Annotated in this window: 15 protein-coding genes; 5 read left to right on the top strand and 10 right to left on the bottom strand. The window is 69.9% G+C overall.

The window, feature by feature from the left end:
* Positions 1-169 precede the first annotated feature (169 nt).
* From ACRWNM_RS14415 to ACRWNM_RS14395, 5 genes are read right to left on the bottom strand one after another with little or no spacing between them, the layout of a single operon-like run.
* Positions 170-1,108 (bottom strand): glucosyl-3-phosphoglycerate synthase, encoded by a 939-nt coding sequence (locus tag ACRWNM_RS14415; protein ID WP_431967548.1) that lies wholly within the window; start codon positions 1,106-1,108, stop codon positions 170-172.
* Positions 1,105-1,989, bottom strand: a complete 885-nt coding sequence (gene folP / locus ACRWNM_RS14410) for a dihydropteroate synthase (protein ID WP_431967546.1) — start codon at positions 1,987-1,989, stop codon at positions 1,105-1,107. Before folP ends, ACRWNM_RS14415 begins: the two co-directional genes overlap by 4 nt.
* 18 nt (positions 1,990-2,007) lie before the next feature.
* Positions 2,008-3,777 (bottom strand): long-chain-acyl-CoA synthetase, encoded by a 1,770-nt coding sequence (locus ACRWNM_RS14405; protein WP_431967544.1) that lies wholly within the window; start codon positions 3,775-3,777, stop codon positions 2,008-2,010.
* Between the two features lie 10 nt (positions 3,778-3,787).
* The gene (locus ACRWNM_RS14400) at positions 3,788-4,378 is read right to left on the bottom strand and encodes a TIGR00730 family Rossman fold protein (protein WP_431967542.1); all 591 of its coding nucleotides are present in this window, start codon (positions 4,376-4,378) and stop codon (positions 3,788-3,790) included.
* On the bottom strand, positions 4,375-5,184 hold the full coding sequence (locus tag ACRWNM_RS14395) for a TIGR00730 family Rossman fold protein (protein WP_431967540.1): 810 nt from the start codon (positions 5,182-5,184) through the stop codon (positions 4,375-4,377). The genes ACRWNM_RS14400 and ACRWNM_RS14395 overlap by 4 nt, the downstream gene beginning before the upstream one ends.
* Positions 5,185-5,352: 168 nt before the next feature.
* Here ACRWNM_RS14395 and ACRWNM_RS14390 point away from each other — a divergent pair, with 168 nt between their 5' ends.
* Positions 5,353-6,105 carry an SDR family oxidoreductase gene (locus ACRWNM_RS14390; RefSeq protein WP_431967538.1) on the top strand — a complete coding sequence of 251 codons (753 nt, stop codon included), beginning with the start codon at positions 5,353-5,355 and terminating at the stop codon, positions 6,103-6,105.
* 49 nt (positions 6,106-6,154) lie between these two features.
* Here ACRWNM_RS14390 and dapE read toward each other — a convergent pair whose 3' ends face one another.
* Positions 6,155-7,255 carry a succinyl-diaminopimelate desuccinylase gene (gene dapE / locus ACRWNM_RS14385; RefSeq protein WP_431967536.1) on the bottom strand — a complete coding sequence of 367 codons (1,101 nt, stop codon included), beginning with the start codon at positions 7,253-7,255 and terminating at the stop codon, positions 6,155-6,157.
* 256 nt (positions 7,256-7,511) lie between these two features.
* On the opposite strand from dapE, the gene dapD reads away from it, so the two are divergent.
* A complete protein-coding gene (gene dapD / locus ACRWNM_RS14380; protein WP_431967534.1) occupies positions 7,512-8,459 on the top strand; it encodes a 2,3,4,5-tetrahydropyridine-2,6-dicarboxylate N-succinyltransferase in 948 nt (315 codons plus the stop codon).
* Between the two features lie 12 nt (positions 8,460-8,471).
* On the opposite strand, the gene ACRWNM_RS14375 is transcribed toward dapD, so the two are convergent.
* Both ACRWNM_RS14375 and ACRWNM_RS14370 read right to left on the bottom strand, forming a co-directional pair.
* Positions 8,472-8,864: a PPOX class F420-dependent oxidoreductase gene (locus ACRWNM_RS14375; RefSeq protein WP_431967532.1), complete on the bottom strand. Its 393-nt coding sequence runs from the start codon at positions 8,862-8,864 to the stop codon at positions 8,472-8,474.
* A gap of 57 nt (positions 8,865-8,921) precedes the next feature.
* Complete coding sequence (locus ACRWNM_RS14370) at positions 8,922-10,349, bottom strand: acyl-CoA synthetase (RefSeq protein WP_431967530.1); 1,428 nt, start codon at positions 10,347-10,349, stop codon at positions 8,922-8,924.
* Positions 10,350-10,499: 150 nt separating this feature from the next.
* Here ACRWNM_RS14370 and ACRWNM_RS14365 point away from each other — a divergent pair, with 150 nt between their 5' ends.
* Both ACRWNM_RS14365 and ACRWNM_RS14360 read left to right on the top strand, forming a co-directional pair.
* Entirely contained in the window at positions 10,500-11,351 is an 852-nt protein-coding gene (locus tag ACRWNM_RS14365) for an oxygenase MpaB family protein (protein ID WP_431967528.1), read from the top strand.
* 122 nt (positions 11,352-11,473) lie between these two features.
* Complete coding sequence (locus ACRWNM_RS14360; protein ID WP_431967526.1) at positions 11,474-12,217, top strand: hypothetical protein; 744 nt, start codon at positions 11,474-11,476, stop codon at positions 12,215-12,217.
* Between the two features lie 27 nt (positions 12,218-12,244).
* Here the strand turns inward: ACRWNM_RS14360 and ACRWNM_RS14355 are convergent, their stop codons facing one another.
* The gene (locus ACRWNM_RS14355; protein WP_431967524.1) at positions 12,245-12,877 is read right to left on the bottom strand and encodes a TetR/AcrR family transcriptional regulator; all 633 of its coding nucleotides are present in this window, start codon (positions 12,875-12,877) and stop codon (positions 12,245-12,247) included.
* Between the two features lie 161 nt (positions 12,878-13,038).
* Here ACRWNM_RS14355 and ACRWNM_RS14350 point away from each other — a divergent pair, with 161 nt between their 5' ends.
* The gene (locus ACRWNM_RS14350) at positions 13,039-13,908 is read left to right on the top strand and encodes an oxygenase MpaB family protein (RefSeq protein ID WP_431967522.1); all 870 of its coding nucleotides are present in this window, start codon (positions 13,039-13,041) and stop codon (positions 13,906-13,908) included.
* Here the strand turns inward: ACRWNM_RS14350 and ACRWNM_RS14345 are convergent.
* A complete protein-coding gene (locus ACRWNM_RS14345; protein WP_431967521.1) occupies positions 13,857-14,864 on the bottom strand; it encodes a proline dehydrogenase family protein in 1,008 nt (335 codons plus the stop codon). The two genes, ACRWNM_RS14350 and ACRWNM_RS14345, sit on opposite strands and share 52 nt — an antisense overlap.
* Between the last annotated feature and the right edge of the window lie 42 nt (positions 14,865-14,906).

The raw sequence follows: 14,906 nt of genomic DNA, 5'->3' as shown, positions 1-14,906 counted from the left end.
GGCAACGAAGTAACCGCACGCCACACAGCGCTCACACCCCACACACAGGCACCGGCGCTGTGAAGCGTCCAAACCGTGTGTGGCACGACCGGATCCAAGCACCTCGCACAGGCAATGCACGCTTCGCAGTGGGTGTGGTCCCTGCGAAGCGTGTGGCAGGTCTGCGGAGTCAGGCCGCTGCCTGGGACGGGCGCAACGTGTTCATCGGCGGGCGGTCGGTGAGCGAGACTTCCGTGCTGTGTGCCGTGAAAGCGTCACCGATGAGGGGGAACTGGGTGAGGGCGGCGCCGGAGTCGGCGACTCCGCTGCGGCCGAGAACGGTACCGAGGATCTGGCGGCTCATCACGCCGAGGTCGCCGAGCGGGCGGTTGCGGTGGGTGCGCACGCCCAGATTGACCTGGCCGATGGCGGACAGGCCGACGCGGTCGTAGGTGTCGAGGAGCAGGCCGATCTCCACGCCGTAGCCGGGCGCGAAGGGCACCGAGGTGAGCAGTTCGCGGGTGCCGGCGTATTCGCCGCTGAGCGGTTGCAGCACCGCGCACAGTTCCGGGCGCAGCGCGGCGAGCAGCGGACGCGCGACCAGCTCCGTGACGCGCCCGCCGCCGTGCGCGTCCACGGTGCCGCCCTGCCGCAGCGGGCGGCGGTAGTAGGCCTTGACCAGGTGCATGTCGTCGTTCAGCAGCAGTGGGCCGAGCAGCTTCGGCACGAAGGCCGGGTCGGGGTCGATGAGATCGGAGTCGACGAACGCGATCAGGTCACCGCCGGTGACCGCGAGCGAGCGCCACAGCACCTCGCCCTTACCCGGTATCGGCTCCAGCTCAGGCACCGCCTGCTCGCGGGTGATGACCTCGGCGCCCGCCGCGCGGGCTCGTTCGGCGGTAGCGTCGGTGGATCCGGAATCGAGTACAACCAGTTCGTCGACGAGGGTTCCGAGCAGCGGCCGGATGCTGGCCACCACCTCGGCGACGGTGCGTTCCTCGTTCAGCGCGGGCAGCACCACCGACACGGTGCGCCCGTCCTTGGCGGCGACGAGATCGTCGACCGTCCATTCGGGGTTGTCCCAGGTATTCGTGCTTGCCCAGGCGGACTCGCGGTGTTGGATTTTCATACCAGACCTCGCAGGGTTCGTGCGGGGGGCCGGATGCCCTGGATCGCGGCGATCATGTCCACGACGCGCCGCGTTTCGGCGACCTCGTGGACGCGGAAGACTCGGGCGCCCGCGGCGGCGGACCACGCTGTTGCCGCCAACGTGCCCTCCAACCGTTCGGAGAGCCCGACACCAAGAGTCTCCCCGATGAAATCCTTGTTGCTCAGCGCCATCAAGACCGGCCATCCGGTATTTACAAGAACGTCGATTCCCCGCAACAGTTCGAGCCCGTGATAGGTGTTCTTGCCGAAATCGTGGGTGGGATCGATCAGGATCGAATCCTTGCGCACGCCCGCGGCGAGCGCGTCCTCGGCGGCCCTGACCACGGTGTCGGTGACCTCGCTCACCACGTCGGTGTACCTGACCCGATGCGGCCGGGTGCGCGGCACCGCGCCCCCGGTGTGGCTGCACACGATGCCGACGCCCAGTTCCGCGGCCACCGCGACCAGGTCCGGGTCCGCGCCCGCCCAGGTGTCGTTGATCAGGTCGGCGCCTTCGGCCACCGCGGCCCGCGCGACTTCCGATCGCCAGGTGTCGACGCTGATCAGCAGCTCGGGATACGCCGCGCGGATCGCCGCGACGAACGGCACCACTCGCTGCGTCTCCTCGGCGGCGTCGACCGTCGTGCCCGGCCCAGCCTTCACTCCCCCGATGTCGACGAGATCGGCGCCCTGATCGACCGCGCGCGACACCGCGTCCATGGCCGCGGCGTCGGTGAACGTCGCGCCCCGGTCGTAGAAGGAGTCGGGGGTGCGATTCACGATCGCCATCACGAGCGCCCGATCGGTCGCCACCGGCTTGCCGCACAGCGTGGGAGACGGCACGGTGATCGGGCTGAACATGCCCTCGACTGTAGCGGCTCAGCTCCTCGGCGCGCGGCCCGCCGCGACGTCGGCGGCATAGTCGTCGTACGCGGGGACGTACCCCTCGGTGCGGCCCGCGAGAACGTAGAGCGCGCTCCCGGCGTCCGGCGCGTATCCCTGCTTGCGCAGTTCGACCTTGCGGCTCTTGAACGTGGAGGTCTGCTCCAGCTCGGCGACCACCCGCACGAACAGCGGCACCGCGTATCCCGGCAACAGGCGGTAGGCCACTTCGGCCAGCTCGGCGCCGTCGAATTCCGCGCCCGGGTGCAGCGTGATCGCCGCCATGCCCGCCTTGCCGTCGGCGCCGGGGATGTCGACGCCGAACACCACCGCCTGCGCCACGGTCTCGTGCTCGCCGAGCGCGCCCTCGACCTCTGTGGTGGCCACGTTCTCGCCCTTCCAGCGGAAGGTGTCGCCGAGTCGGTCCACGAACGCGATGTGCCACCAACCCTGATCACGCACCAGATCACCGGTGTCGAACCACACGTCGCACGGTTTGAAAGCGTCGCGGATCAGCTTGGACTCCGAGGCGTCCCTGTCGGTGTAACCGTCGAACGGCTGTCGCTTGTCCACCTTGGCCAGCAGCAGACCGACCCCGCCGGAGCCGACCCGGCGCAGCCTGCCGTCGGGGCCGCGCTTCGCCTTGCCGGTGGCGTCGTCGAACTCGACGATCGCGTAGGGCAGCGGCCCGAACCCCGCGGTGCGGTCCACCCCGAACACGTTGACGAACGCGATCGGCGCCTCGCTCGCCCCGTAGAACTCCACCACCCGGCCGATCCCGAACCGCCGGGTGAACTCCTTCCACAGCTCGGGACGCAGCCCGTTGCCGACGACCAACCGCACCCGATGCTGCCGATCGGCCGGGCGCGCGGGCTGATTCAGCAGGTACCGGCACAGCTCGCCGATGTAGATGAACGCGGTGGCCTGTTCCCGGATGATCTCGTCCCAGAATCCCGAGGCGGAGAACTTGCGGCCGAGCGCGTAGGCGGACCCGCCCGCCAGCACCGACGACAGCGCGACGGTGAGCGCGTTGTTGTGATAGAGCGGCAGGCAGCAGTACAGGGTGTCGTTGCCGCGCAGGCGAATTCCGAGCCCGCCGAGCCCGGCCATGCTCTTGGTCCAGCGCAGGTGGGTCATCACGCTGGCCTTGGGCAGGCCGGTGGTGCCCGAGGTGAAGATCAGGAACGCGCGTTCGCGGGCGGTCACCTGCGCGCACACGGCGGGATCGGCGGCGTCGGCGGTGCGGGCGGCCCGCGCGAGATCGTTGCCGTACAACACGTTCGGCAACGGTTCGGCGAGCGAATCCAGCGCCTCCCGGCATTCCTCGCCGACCACGTTCAGCACGCTGCCGAGCAGCCCGAAGCTGTGCGCGAGCACTTGGTCGCGCTGGTTGTGGTTGAGCAGTCCGACGGTGGCGCCGAGCTTGACGGTGGCCAGCACCGTGAACAGCGTCTCGGGCCGGTTGGTCATCAGCACGCCGACCACGTCGCCGCGCCGCACCCCGCGCTCGGCGAGAACGTTCGCGTAGCGGTTCACCTCGGCGTTGGCCTCGCCGTAGCGGTAGGCCCTGCCCTCGAAACGCAGGAACACGCGGTCCGGATGACGGTGCGCGTTGCGCTGGAAGAACAGGCCGACCGACGCCTTGTCGCCGGGCCGCACCAGCAAGCCACGCGCGTTGCGCACTATGCCGGGCGCGTCGAGTGCCATTCCCGGCAGCGCTTTGGCCAGGTCGACGAGGCGCACCGTCGCGCGGGTGTCGGTACTCAACGCGGTTCTCCTAGCCTTGGGGCGCGCCGAGTGTCTGTTCGGGTTTCAGCGCGGCGAACGCGGCGTGCAGATCGTTGACCACGGTAATCCGCTCCATGGCGAATCGGGAGACGAACTTCCGCTCGTAGAGTTCGTCGACCCAACGGAACAGCCCGTCGTAGAAGCCGTTCGGGTCGAGCACGACCACCGGTTTGTCGTGCTGGCCGAGGTAGCCGCCGGTCCACGTCTCGAAGAACTCCTCGAGCGTGCCGATGCCGCCGGGCAGCGTGAGGAAGGCGTCGGCGCGATCCTCCATGACCTGTTTGCGCTGGCGCATGGTGTCGGTGACCACCAGCTCGTCGGCGTCGACGTCGGCGACTTCCTTGTGCACCAGGTGTTTCGGGATCACGCCGATGGTGTTGGCGCCACCGGCCCGAGCCGCCGTGGCCACCGCGCCCATCATCGAGACGTGGCCGCCGCCGGATACCAATTGCCAACCGCGCCGGGCGATCTCGGTGCCGACGCGGGCGGCCAGCCCCAGCGCGTCGGTGTCGGCGGTGCTCGCCGAGCAGTAGACGCAGACGGCGTACGGGGCGGTGACGTCGGCCGGATCCACCGTCACCACTGGTCCTCCGTGCCCAGGGTGTCGATGTCGGCGCGCTCGGCGGCCGCCCGCATGATGATCTCGACGACCTCCTCCACGTCGTCGGTGACGTGGATCAGGTCGAGGTCACCCGGCGAGATCTTGCCGAAGCCCTGCAACGAACCGCGCAGCCAATCCACCAGTCCCGCCCAGTATCTGGTGCCGAACAGGATGATCGGGAAACGGGTGATCTTGTGCGTCTGCACCAGGGTGAGCGCCTCGAACAGCTCGTCCAGGGTGCCGAAACCGCCAGGCAGGCAGAGGAATGCCTCGGAGTACTTCACGAACATCGTCTTGCGGACGAAGAAGTAGCGGAAGTTGATGCCGAGATCGACCCAATCGTTGAGGCTCTGCTCGAACGGCAGCTCGATGCCGAGGCCGATCGAGTAGCCGCCCGCCTCGCACGCGCCCCGGTTGGCGGCCTCCATCGCGCCGGGGCCGCCGCCGGTGATCACCGCGAATCCGGCCCTGGCCAGCGCGCCGCCGATGGCCAGGCCCGCCTGGTATTCGGGGTGGTCGACGGGCGTCCGCGCGGAACCGAAGACCGTGACCGCGCGCGGCACCTCGGCCAGCGCGCCGAAACCCTCGACGAACTCGGCCTGAATGCGCAGCACCCGCCACGGGTCGGTGTGCACCCAGTCGCTGTCCCCGCGGTGGTCCAAGAGGTTCCGGTCGGCGGTACCGGCGCCTGGTTTGCGATCGCGGCGGAACATTATCGGTCCGCGGAATTTGGCTGTCGACTTCGGCTTGCTTGCGATCTCGTGGTCGGCGGCGTCGGTGGACATGCGTTCCACGCTACCGGGCCGTAGGCGGCGCGGGCGGCGCAAGGCGGTGAACTCGCGGCACACTCGCGGTGTCGGGCCGGGATGTCACACTCCCGGCGCGGGCGTCGTCATCCGATCGAGACGCCGGGAACGACACCGGCGCAGCGATTCCGACGATCGGAGACCATCATGACCGTTCTCGTCACCGGCGGCACCGGCACCCTCGGCAACCACGTAGTCCCGCTGCTGCGGGCCGCGGGCCACGATCTACGGGTGCTCAGCCGCTCGCCCCGCCCGGCCGTCGACGGCATCGAATACGTCACCGGCGATCTGCTGCGCGGCGAGGGCATCGAAGCGGCCGTCGCGGGTGCGGACACCATCCTGCACCTGGCGGGCGGACCCAAGGGCGACGACGTAGCAACCCGCAATCTGGTCCGCGCGGCCGCGGAGGCGCGGCACATCGTCTACATCGGCGTCATCGCCGCGGAAGAGCTGCCGCTCGGCTACTTCCGCGCCAAGGCCGACTCGGAAAGGGCCATCATCGATTCGGGTCTGCCGCACACCATCCTGCGCGCGGCGCAGTTCCACGACCTGGCGCTGAAAACCGTGCGCGCCATGGGCAAGCTGCCCGTGGCCCCCGCGCCGGGCGGCCTGCGGTGGCAGCCGGTGGATTCGCGCGAGGTGGCCGCTCGGCTGGTCGACCTGACCACCGCGGCGCCCGCCGGACGCGTCCCCGACCTGGCCGGACCGGAGGTGCTCACGCTGGGCGACATGATCCGCCACTACCTGCGGGCCGCGGGCAAGCGCCGTCCGTTGCTGCCGGTCCGCGTCCCCGGCAAGGTCGGCCGCGCCTACCGCGCGGGGGCGAACTTGAACCTGGACACCGCGGAGCGCGGCAAGCGCACCTGGGCGGAGTTCCTCGATGAGCAGTTCGCCGGGTGAGGGTGGTCGATCGCCGGTGGTTCCGACGAGCCGGCTGCGCGGCCGGAGGTCAGGCTTTGCCGGTCAGATAGTCGCGCAGCATGGCGGCGACCGCGGTGATCTGGGCGGTCGGCACGTGCTCGTCGCGCTTGTGGGCGAGGTTGGGGTCGCCGGGGCCGAAGTTGACGGCGGGGATGCCGCGGGCGGCGAAGCGGGACACGTCGGTCCAGCCGTACTTGGCGCGCACCCCGCCCCCGCCGTGGCCGTTCACCGAGGCGATCAGGTCGGCGGCGGCAGGCGCGGTGAGACCGGGCAGGGCTCCCGGCGCCGAGTCGACCACGTCGATCGTGAGGTCGAGTCCGTCGAAGACCTCGCGCACGTGGGCGATGGCCTGGTCGATGGTGCGGTCGGGGGCGAAGCGGAAATTCACTTCCAGCTCCGCGGCGTCGGGGATGACATTGCCCGCCACCCCCGCGGAGAGGCGGGTCGCCGAGAGGCCCTCGCGGTAGACGCACCCATCGATGTCGACCTGCCGCGGCCGGTAGTCGGCCAACCGTTGCAGCACCGGGGCCAGCCGATGAATCGCGTTGTCGCCCATCCACGCTCGCGCCGAATGCGCGCGCACACCCTTGGTGGCGAGCCGGGCCCGCAGGGTGCCCTGGCAACCGGCCTCGATCCAGCCGCCCGAGGGTTCGCCGAGGATCGCCAGGTCGCCGTCGAGCCACTCGGGCAGGTCGCGCTCGATGTGACCGAGGCCGTTGTGCTCTTCGGCGATCTCCTCGCCGTCGTAGAAGATCAGCGTCAGGTCGTGGACCGGATCGGCGACCGTCGCGGCGAGATGCAGGAAGACCGCGTCACCCGACTTCATGTCGACGGTGCCGCACCCGTGGAGCACCTCCTGCCCGTCCTCGTCCTCGTCGAACCGGCTCGGCACGTTGTCCGCGATCGGCACCGTGTCCAGGTGTCCGGCCAGGACCACCCGCGTCGGCAGCCCCCGGTTCGTGCGGGCCAGCACCACATTCCCGCGCCGCACCACCTCGAAGCCGCTGGTCTGCTCCCGCAGCGCACGCTCGACGACGTCGGCGATCGCCTTCTCGTCGAGTGACACGCTCGGAATGTCGACGAGCGCGGCGGTGAGAGCGATGGGATCGGCAGACAGGTCGATGGTCACGCCCCTCAGCCTACGAGCGGGGCGCATCGACCGCGGACACCGCGCCGGTCCGTGGAGCGACAGCGTCGAGCCCGAGAGCTGGGCGCGGCAGCGTCGGGCCGAAAGCGGAGCACGACAGCCTCGCGCCCGACAGCAGAGCACGACAGCCTCGCGCCCTGCTTTCGGCGAACTACAGAAGCTCGGTGCGTGGTCTGTGGGACGAGCAGGCCGGAGGTGGCGCACCGCTGGCGGCGATCGGTCGGTAACCTCTAATGACGTGAGCATTCAGGGAGCAGCAGCAGTCGGTATCGCCAACGTGACCGCGGACGGAACCGTCCTGGACACCTGGTACCCGAACCCGGAGCTCGGCGAGTTCGGCGACACCGGCACCAAACGCCTGGACAAGGCGCCCGCCGAATACGCCGCGCTGCTCGGCTTCGACGAGGCGCGCGGTGTCGACGTGGTCGCGGTGCGCACCGTCATCGCCGACCTGTCCGCCGCCCCGGTCGACGCGCACGACGTCTACCTGCGCCTGCACCTGCTCTCGCACCGGCTGGTGAAGCCGCACGAGGTGAGCCTGGACGGCCAGTTCGGCCTGCTCAGCAATGTCGTGTGGACCAACCACGGCCCGGCCGCCGTCGAGGGCTTCGAGGCCACCCGCGCCAAGCTGCGCGCCCGCGGTCCGGTCACCGTGTACAGCATCGACAAGTTCCCGCGCATGGTCGACTACGTGGTGCCCTCCGGCGTGCGCATCGGCGACGCCGACCGGGTCCGCCTCGGCGCACACCTGGCCTCCGGCACCACCGTGATGCACGAGGGCTTCGTCAACTTCAACGCCGGCACCCTAGGCGCCTCCATGGTCGAGGGCCGGATCTCCGCCGGCGTCGTGGTCGGCGACGGTTCCGACATCGGCGGCGGCGCCTCCACCATGGGCACCCTCTCGGGCGGCGGCACCACCATCATCTCGATCGGCCAGCGCTCCCTGCTCGGCGCCAACGCGGGCCTCGGCATCCCGCTCGGCGACGACTGCGTGCTCGAGGCCGGTCTGTACCTCACCGCGGGCACCAAGGTCGCCACCCCGGACGGCACCGTCGTGAAGGCCGCCCAGCTGAGCGGTCAGAACAACCTGCTGTTCCGCCGCAATTCCCAGACCGGCGCCGTCGAGGTCGTCCCGCGCAAGGGCACCGGCATCGAACTCAACGCGGACCTGCACGCGAACGACTGAGGTAGCTAACGCTCAGGCGGTTGCCGCGGCCTCGGGCACGATGCCGAAGGCGATGATCCGTTCCGGGTGGATGCGGATCATCTCCCTCGAGACGCCCGCGATGTAGGGGTCGACATCCGTCAGCGCCTCGGCGGTGCCGCGGATTTCCAGGCAGCGCACCCGCCACGGCTGCACCGAGGCGATGTCGTCGACGACGAACGCCACGCGATCGTTCGTGGCCAGGTTGCGGAACTTGTGAGAGGCGCCCATGTTCCAGCCCGCGATGTCGATGGTGCCGAGTTCGGCGTTGTAGCGGAAGCCGACCGGATTGTTCTGCGGCGACCCGTCCTGGCGCACCGTGGCGAGGCGGCCGAGGCGCTGGGTGCGCAGGTAGTCGATCTGGTCCTTGGTCAACGTTGCGGTCATGCTGCGACGGTAGAACCTCGAGTCAGCTCGAGGTCAACCCCCGGCGGGCCCGAGGCGTCAGCCGAGCTGCTTCTTCTGCACCTTGCCCATCGCGTTGCGTGGCAGCGCCGCGACCACGCGGACCTCCCGCGGCCGCTTGTGCACCGAGAGCTGTTCGGCGACATGGTCGATCAGCTCCTTCTCGATCGCGACGCCCGCCTCGCCGCGCAGCACGACGAAGGCGACCACGCGCTGTCCGAGGTCGTCGTCGGGCAGGCCCACGACCGCCGCCTCGGCGACCTCGGGATGCCCGAGCAGCGCCGTTTCGATCTCCCCCGCACCGATCCGGTAGCCGCCGGACTTGATCAGGTCGACCGATTCCCGGCCGACGATGCGGTGGAAGCCCTCGGCGTCGATGGCCGCGACGTCACCCGTCTTGAACCACCCGTCCTCGGTCCAGCTCTGCGCGGTGGCGTCTGGCCGGTTCAGGTAGCCGTCGAACAGCATCGGCCCGCGCACCTGCAAGCCGCCGATGCTCTCACCGTCGTTCGGCACCGGCGCTCCGGTCTCGTCCCGCAGCCTGGTCTCCACGCCACGCACCGGCGTGCCGACCCAGCCGGGGCGCCGTTCGCCGTCCGCGCGCGTGGACAGCGTGATCATGGTTTCGCTCATGCCGTATCGCTCGATCGGGGCGTGGCCGGTGAGCTCGCGCAGCCGCTCGAACACCGGCACCGGCAGCGGCGCGCTCCCGGACACCAGCAGCCGCGCACCCGCCAGTCTCCGTGCCGCGTCGGGGTCGTCGACGACGCGCGACCAGACGGTCGGCACGCCGAAGTACAGCGTGCCGTTCGCCTCGGCGTACGCCTGCGGTGTCGGCTTCCCGGTGTGGATCAGCCTGCTGCCCACCCGCAGCGGGCCGAGCACGCCGAGGATCAGCCCGTGCACGTGGAACAGCGGAAGCCCGTGCACCAGAACGTCGTTCGCGGTCCAGTCCCACGCCTCGGCGGGCGCGTCCAGCCCGGCGGCGATCGCGCCGCGAGTGAGCACGACACCCTTCGGCGGACCCGTGGTTCCGGAGGTGTAGAGCACGAAAGCCGGTGTGGCCGAGTCGGGTTCGGGATAGCTGTGCCACGACCTGGCGTGCAGCCGGACCGGGACCACCGGCAGTTCGGTGCCCTCCGGCGCGTCACCGAGCCACGCCTGCGCACCGGAATCGGCCAGGATGTGCGCGAGTTCGGCGGCACCGGAATCCGGGGGCACCGGCACCACCGTGACGCCCGCGATGAGGCAGCCGACCACGGCGAGGACGGTTCGCGCCGTCGGCCTGGCCAGCACCGCCACCCGATCGGCGCGTGCGATGCGCTCGGCCACCGAGGTCGCCGCGCCGAGCAGGTCGCTGCGCGAGAGCGTCACGCCGTCGATGGTGACCGCGTCCGGAATGTCCGCGCCCGCAGCGACCGCGGCCGGATTCAGGGAACGAAGCAGCAGGTGTGGACCGAACGACATTCGCCCAACCTACTGCGTGCGCGACGGCCGCCGACAGCGCGTTCCCGCGCGTCACAGCTCGGCGACGACGCGGTGTGACCGTTGACACACCGACGACACAGTGAGAAGGTCGTACCGTATCTTTCTCATCGAGGAGAACCGGGGTCGACGATGACCAGTCCCCTTCGCGCATCCGCGCCCAAGGCATCCGACGACGCTTTCGACATCCGCGGCCACCTCGACGGATCCGCCGCCTTCTTCGGCGCCGCCGCGAACGTCATCATGCAGCTCAGCGCCCGCCCGGTCGGCTACGGCGTGCTGGAGAGCACGGTCGACAGCGGCAAGATCATGCTGCACCCGGTGAAGCGGACCCGCACCACGCTGACCTATCTGGCCGTGGCCCTGCTCGGCACCGACGACGAACGCGCGGCCTACCGCGCCGCGATCGATCGCTCGCACCGCGCCGTCCGATCCGGCCCGGCCAGCCCGGTGAAGTACAACGCCTTCGACCCGAAACTCCAACTGTGGGTGGCGGCCTGCCTGTACTGGGGCGGGCGCGATCTGCACGAGCGCATGCACGGCCCGATGGACGAGGCCACCGCGGACGCGTTCTACCGCAACGCCGAACGGCTCGGCACCACGCTGCAGATGCGGCCCGGCCAGTGGCCCGCCGACCGGGCCGCGTTCGACCGGTACTGGCGCGAGAACCTGGCGCTGACCGTCATCGATCCGCCGGTCCGCGACTATTTCTGGGACCTGGTGAACCTGCGCATGTTCCCGCGTCCCGTCCAGCTCGCCTTCAGCGGCTTCCACCGCTGGATGACCGCCGGACTGCTGCCCGAGCGACTGCGCGATCAGATGGGCATGACCTGGACCGAACGCGACGACCGCCGCCTGGCCGCGCTGCTCACCGCCGTCGGCGCGGTGGAGAACCGGATGCCCAAGGCCGTCAAGGCTTTCCCGGTGAACGCCTTCCTCTGGGATCTGCGCCTTCGCCGCAGCCTCGGACTCCCGCTCGCCTAGCTCGCCCTATATCAGTTAACTCACAGCATCCGCAATCCGCCACGCCGACACCTAGCGCCCGCGTACGCTTTTTCTTCTGGATGACAGCCAAAAATCGGAGGTAGAAACCCCGGGAGGCCATCGTGATCCGTCGAAAGATCGTCGCGTCGCTGACCGCAGGAGCGCTCTACGCCCTGGGATTCACCGCATTGTGCGCACCACCCGCAAACGCCGAGCCCAGCGCGGAGGAGACGCCGTCGCGCACCTCGATCGCCATGCGGTCGAGCGTCGGCGCATCGTGGGGAACCGCGAACCAGTACGAGTCGCGCGGCGCCCTCTCCCTGTCCAAGCTCTTCCTCGTCGATTACGCCCTGCGCCACGGCGACGGCTCGGCGACCGACCGGGAACTGGGCGAGCGCATGATCCGCTTCTCCGACGACGGCGCGGCCAGCGCCATGGAAGGCAAATACCCGCAGGCCATCGACGCCATCGCCACCGAGTACGGGCTCGCCGCCACTCGGTCCGGAACGGGCGACTGGAGCACCGCGATCACCAGCAGCGCCGACGTCGCCGACTTCCTGCACGCCAAGCAACTTCAGGATCCGAGTTCGCCGATCTTCCAATGGATGGCCGCGGCGAGTAACACGGCCGCCGACGGCACCGTGCAGGACTGGGGAACCGCCCGCCTGCCCGGGGTTCTCGGCACCAAATGGGGATGGTCGGATCTCGGTGCACCCGAGGTGGGCTCGGCCTCCTACGGAACCGGGTTCACCGTGGCGGCATTCACCTGGGGCACGGCCGACGACCAGACCGGCGACGTGCTCGGCGCGCTGCCCACTGTGGTGATCGACGTGCTCGGGGTGTCCGCCTGGTTGAACCCCCGCTGAGCGCCCGCCCGCCCGGGCGGCCGGCGGTCAGCGCACCCGGAACGAGACCACCACATGGTCGCGGGCGAACTCGCGCAGGGCGGCGTCGTCGCCGAACGGGATCACCGTCTGCGGGGTCAGCGCCAGCGACAGCGCGGTGCGCGCGATCATTTCGGCCAGCGGCGCCGGGTCGTACGCGGGCAGTTTGCCCTCGCCCTGAAGCCGGGTGATGAACTCGGCCACGTAATCGCGCCCGAGCTCGATGATCGGCGCGCCCTTCACCGTGAGGAACGGCAGCACCAATTCGGGTTCGGTGGCCAGCAACCGGTGCACCAGCTGGTTGCCGCGCAGGCCGTTCACGAACGCGACGAACAGCGCGACGATCTGCTCTTCGGCGCCCGCGTCCCGATCGACTTGGCGTTGCAGCACGCCGTCCACCTCATCGATGAAATCGCGCGTCTGGCGCAGCGCGACCGCCTCGATCAGATCCGATTTGCTGGCGAAGCGCCGGTACAGGGTGGCCAGTGACAGGCCGCAGCGCCGGGCCACCTCGACCATGCTGGTGCGCTTGATGCCGAAATCCAGGAACGCCACCAGCGCGGCGTCCAGCACGCGCGCCTGGTTGCGGTCCTCCGGACCGGAGTTGCGCACGAGCGGCAGCAATTTGGTCAGGCTCGCCATGTCTCCCACCCTCTCGTCGGCGAAACGATGACACCGTCAGCATCGCATACCTTCACCCGGGACGGCCGGTGACCTTTGACAGCACCCGCCCTCAGATGACAAGGTGACTACAGAACCTTCTCATCGCTTCACCTCCGGTGAACGGAAAGACGAGGACGACGATGACCGCGCCCCTTCGTGCAACGACGCCCGAGCCGGTGCCCGGCAGCCGCTACGGCACCGCCGAGGACTTCGACATCGAGGAGTTCTGGAGCGGTGTCGCCGCCATTCTCGGCGGCACCGCGAACGTGATCATGCAGCTGAGCCTGATGCCGGTCGCCTACGGCGTGCTGGAGAGCACGGTCGAATCCGGCAAGGTCACCGTGCACCCGTGGAAGCGGCTGCGCACCACGCTCACCTATCTCGCGGTCGCTCTGATGGGCACCGAGGAGGAGCGGGCCGCCTATCGCGATGCGGTGAACACCTCGCATCGCACCATTCGGTCGGGCGCCGAAAGCCCCGTGAAGTACAACGCCTTCGACCCGAACCTCCAGCTCTGGGTGGCCGCCTGCCTGTACTGGGGCATCGTCGATCTGGAGGAGCGCCTGCACGGCCCGCTCGACGAGGCCAGTGCGGACGCGTTCTACCAGTACGCCGCCCGGCTCGGCACGACGCTGCAAATGCGCGGTGAACTGTGGCCCGCCGACCGCGCCGCCTTCGCCGAGTACTGGGACACCAACCTGGCCCGTAAGACCATCGACGCCCGCACCCGCGCCTACTTCGACGGCCTCATCGACCTGCGGATGGTCGCGCCGCCGCTGCGCCTGTTCGCGCCGGTGCAGCGCTTCATCGTCACCGGCCTGCTGCCGCCGCACCTGCGGGACGAGATGGGCATGCGCTGGACGCCCCGCCAGGACCGCGCGCTGCGCCTGCTGCTGCGCGCGGTCGGCGCGGTGCAGCGCAGGCTTCCCCAGCGGCTGCGGCTCTTTCCGATGAACTTCTACCTGTGGGATCTGCGCAGGCGGCGCAGGCTCGGCAAGCCGCTGGTCTGATCGCGATCGCCGGCCAGCGCGCGCAGGAAGAACGCCAGGTTCGCGGGTCGCTCGGCCAGCCTGCGGGTGAGGTAGCCGTACCAATCGTCGCCGTAGGGAACGTAGACCCGCATCGGGTGACCCGCCTGCGCCAGCCGCAGCTGCTCGGCGTCGCGCACGCCGTACAGCATCTGGTGCTCGAATTCCCCTGCGCCGCGTCCAGATTCGGTGGCCATCCGCTCGGCGGCCAGCACGAGCGCCGGGTCGTGGGTGGCCACCATCGGGTACCCATGGCCGCGCATCAGGATTTCCAGACAGCGCAAGTAGGAATCGGTCACCTCGACCGCCCGCTGGTAGGCCACCGCTGCGGGCTCGCGATAGGCGCCCTTGCACAGGCGGATTCGAGAACCGGAACCGGCGAACTCGGCGCAGTCGTCACGGGTGCGGTGCAGGTACGACTGGAGAACCGCACCCAGCCAAGGGAATTCCGGGCGCAACTCGCGCACGGCGGCCAGGGTCGCGTCGGTGGTGGTGTGGTCCTCCGCGTCCACCGTCACCCACACGCCCGCCTCGGCGGCCTTGGTGCACACGGTGCGCAGGTTGTCCGTGGCGATGGCCGGACCGTCTCCCGGCAGGGCCTGACCGAGGGCGGACAGCTTGACCGAGACCTCCACCCGCGCCGCCGCCCCGCCCGGCCGCGGTGACCGGTCGGCGGCGGCGAGCTCGTTGATCAGCGAAAGGTATTCCGCCACCGTGGCGTCGGCGCGGGCCCGGTCGGTGGTGTTCTCGCCGAGAAAGTCGGCGCTGACCAACCTGCCGCTGTCGAGCAGCTCGTCCACCACCGGCGCCAGTTCCGCCCGCGACTCGCCCGGCACGAACCGGCGCACGATCTCCGCGGCGACCGGCGTCCCGGTGAGCGCACGCTTCATCCGCGGCGAGGCGGCGGCCGCGAGAATCACCAAACGCAGCGGGTTCATCGGTCCTCGAGAATGTCACGCATCACGCCTCCTTCTTCCGGC

The sequence above is a fragment of the Nocardia sp. bgisy134 genome (assembly GCF_965341865.1).
Classification (GTDB): Bacteria; Actinomycetota; Actinomycetes; order Mycobacteriales; family Mycobacteriaceae; genus Nocardia.
Note: the sequence above shows the minus strand (reverse complement) of the source record. Positions and strands in the feature narration are given on the sequence as shown.

Bases quoted from the DNA above. Each gene is read 5' to 3' on its own strand.
- ACRWNM_RS14415 (WP_431967548.1), bottom strand. From the start codon at position 1,108: ATGAAAATCCAACACCGCGAGTCCGCCTGGGCAAGCACGAATACCTGG.
- folP (WP_431967546.1), bottom strand. From the start codon at position 1,989: ATGTTCAGCCCGATCACCGTGCCGTCTCCCACGCTGTGCGGCAAGCCG.
- ACRWNM_RS14395 (WP_431967540.1), bottom strand. From the start codon at position 5,184: ATGTCCACCGACGCCGCCGACCACGAGATCGCAAGCAAGCCGAAGTCG.
- ACRWNM_RS14390 (WP_431967538.1), top strand. From the start codon at position 5,353: ATGACCGTTCTCGTCACCGGCGGCACCGGCACCCTCGGCAACCACGTA.
- ACRWNM_RS14375 (WP_431967532.1), bottom strand. From the start codon at position 8,864: ATGACCGCAACGTTGACCAAGGACCAGATCGACTACCTGCGCACCCAG.
- ACRWNM_RS14370 (WP_431967530.1), bottom strand. From the start codon at position 10,349: ATGTCGTTCGGTCCACACCTGCTGCTTCGTTCCCTGAATCCGGCCGCG.
- ACRWNM_RS14365 (WP_431967528.1), top strand. From the start codon at position 10,500: ATGACCAGTCCCCTTCGCGCATCCGCGCCCAAGGCATCCGACGACGCT.
- ACRWNM_RS14355 (WP_431967524.1), bottom strand. From the start codon at position 12,877: ATGGCGAGCCTGACCAAATTGCTGCCGCTCGTGCGCAACTCCGGTCCG.
- ACRWNM_RS14350 (WP_431967522.1), top strand. From the start codon at position 13,039: ATGACCGCGCCCCTTCGTGCAACGACGCCCGAGCCGGTGCCCGGCAGC.
- ACRWNM_RS14345 (WP_431967521.1), bottom strand. From the start codon at position 14,864: ATGAACCCGCTGCGTTTGGTGATTCTCGCGGCCGCCGCCTCGCCGCGG.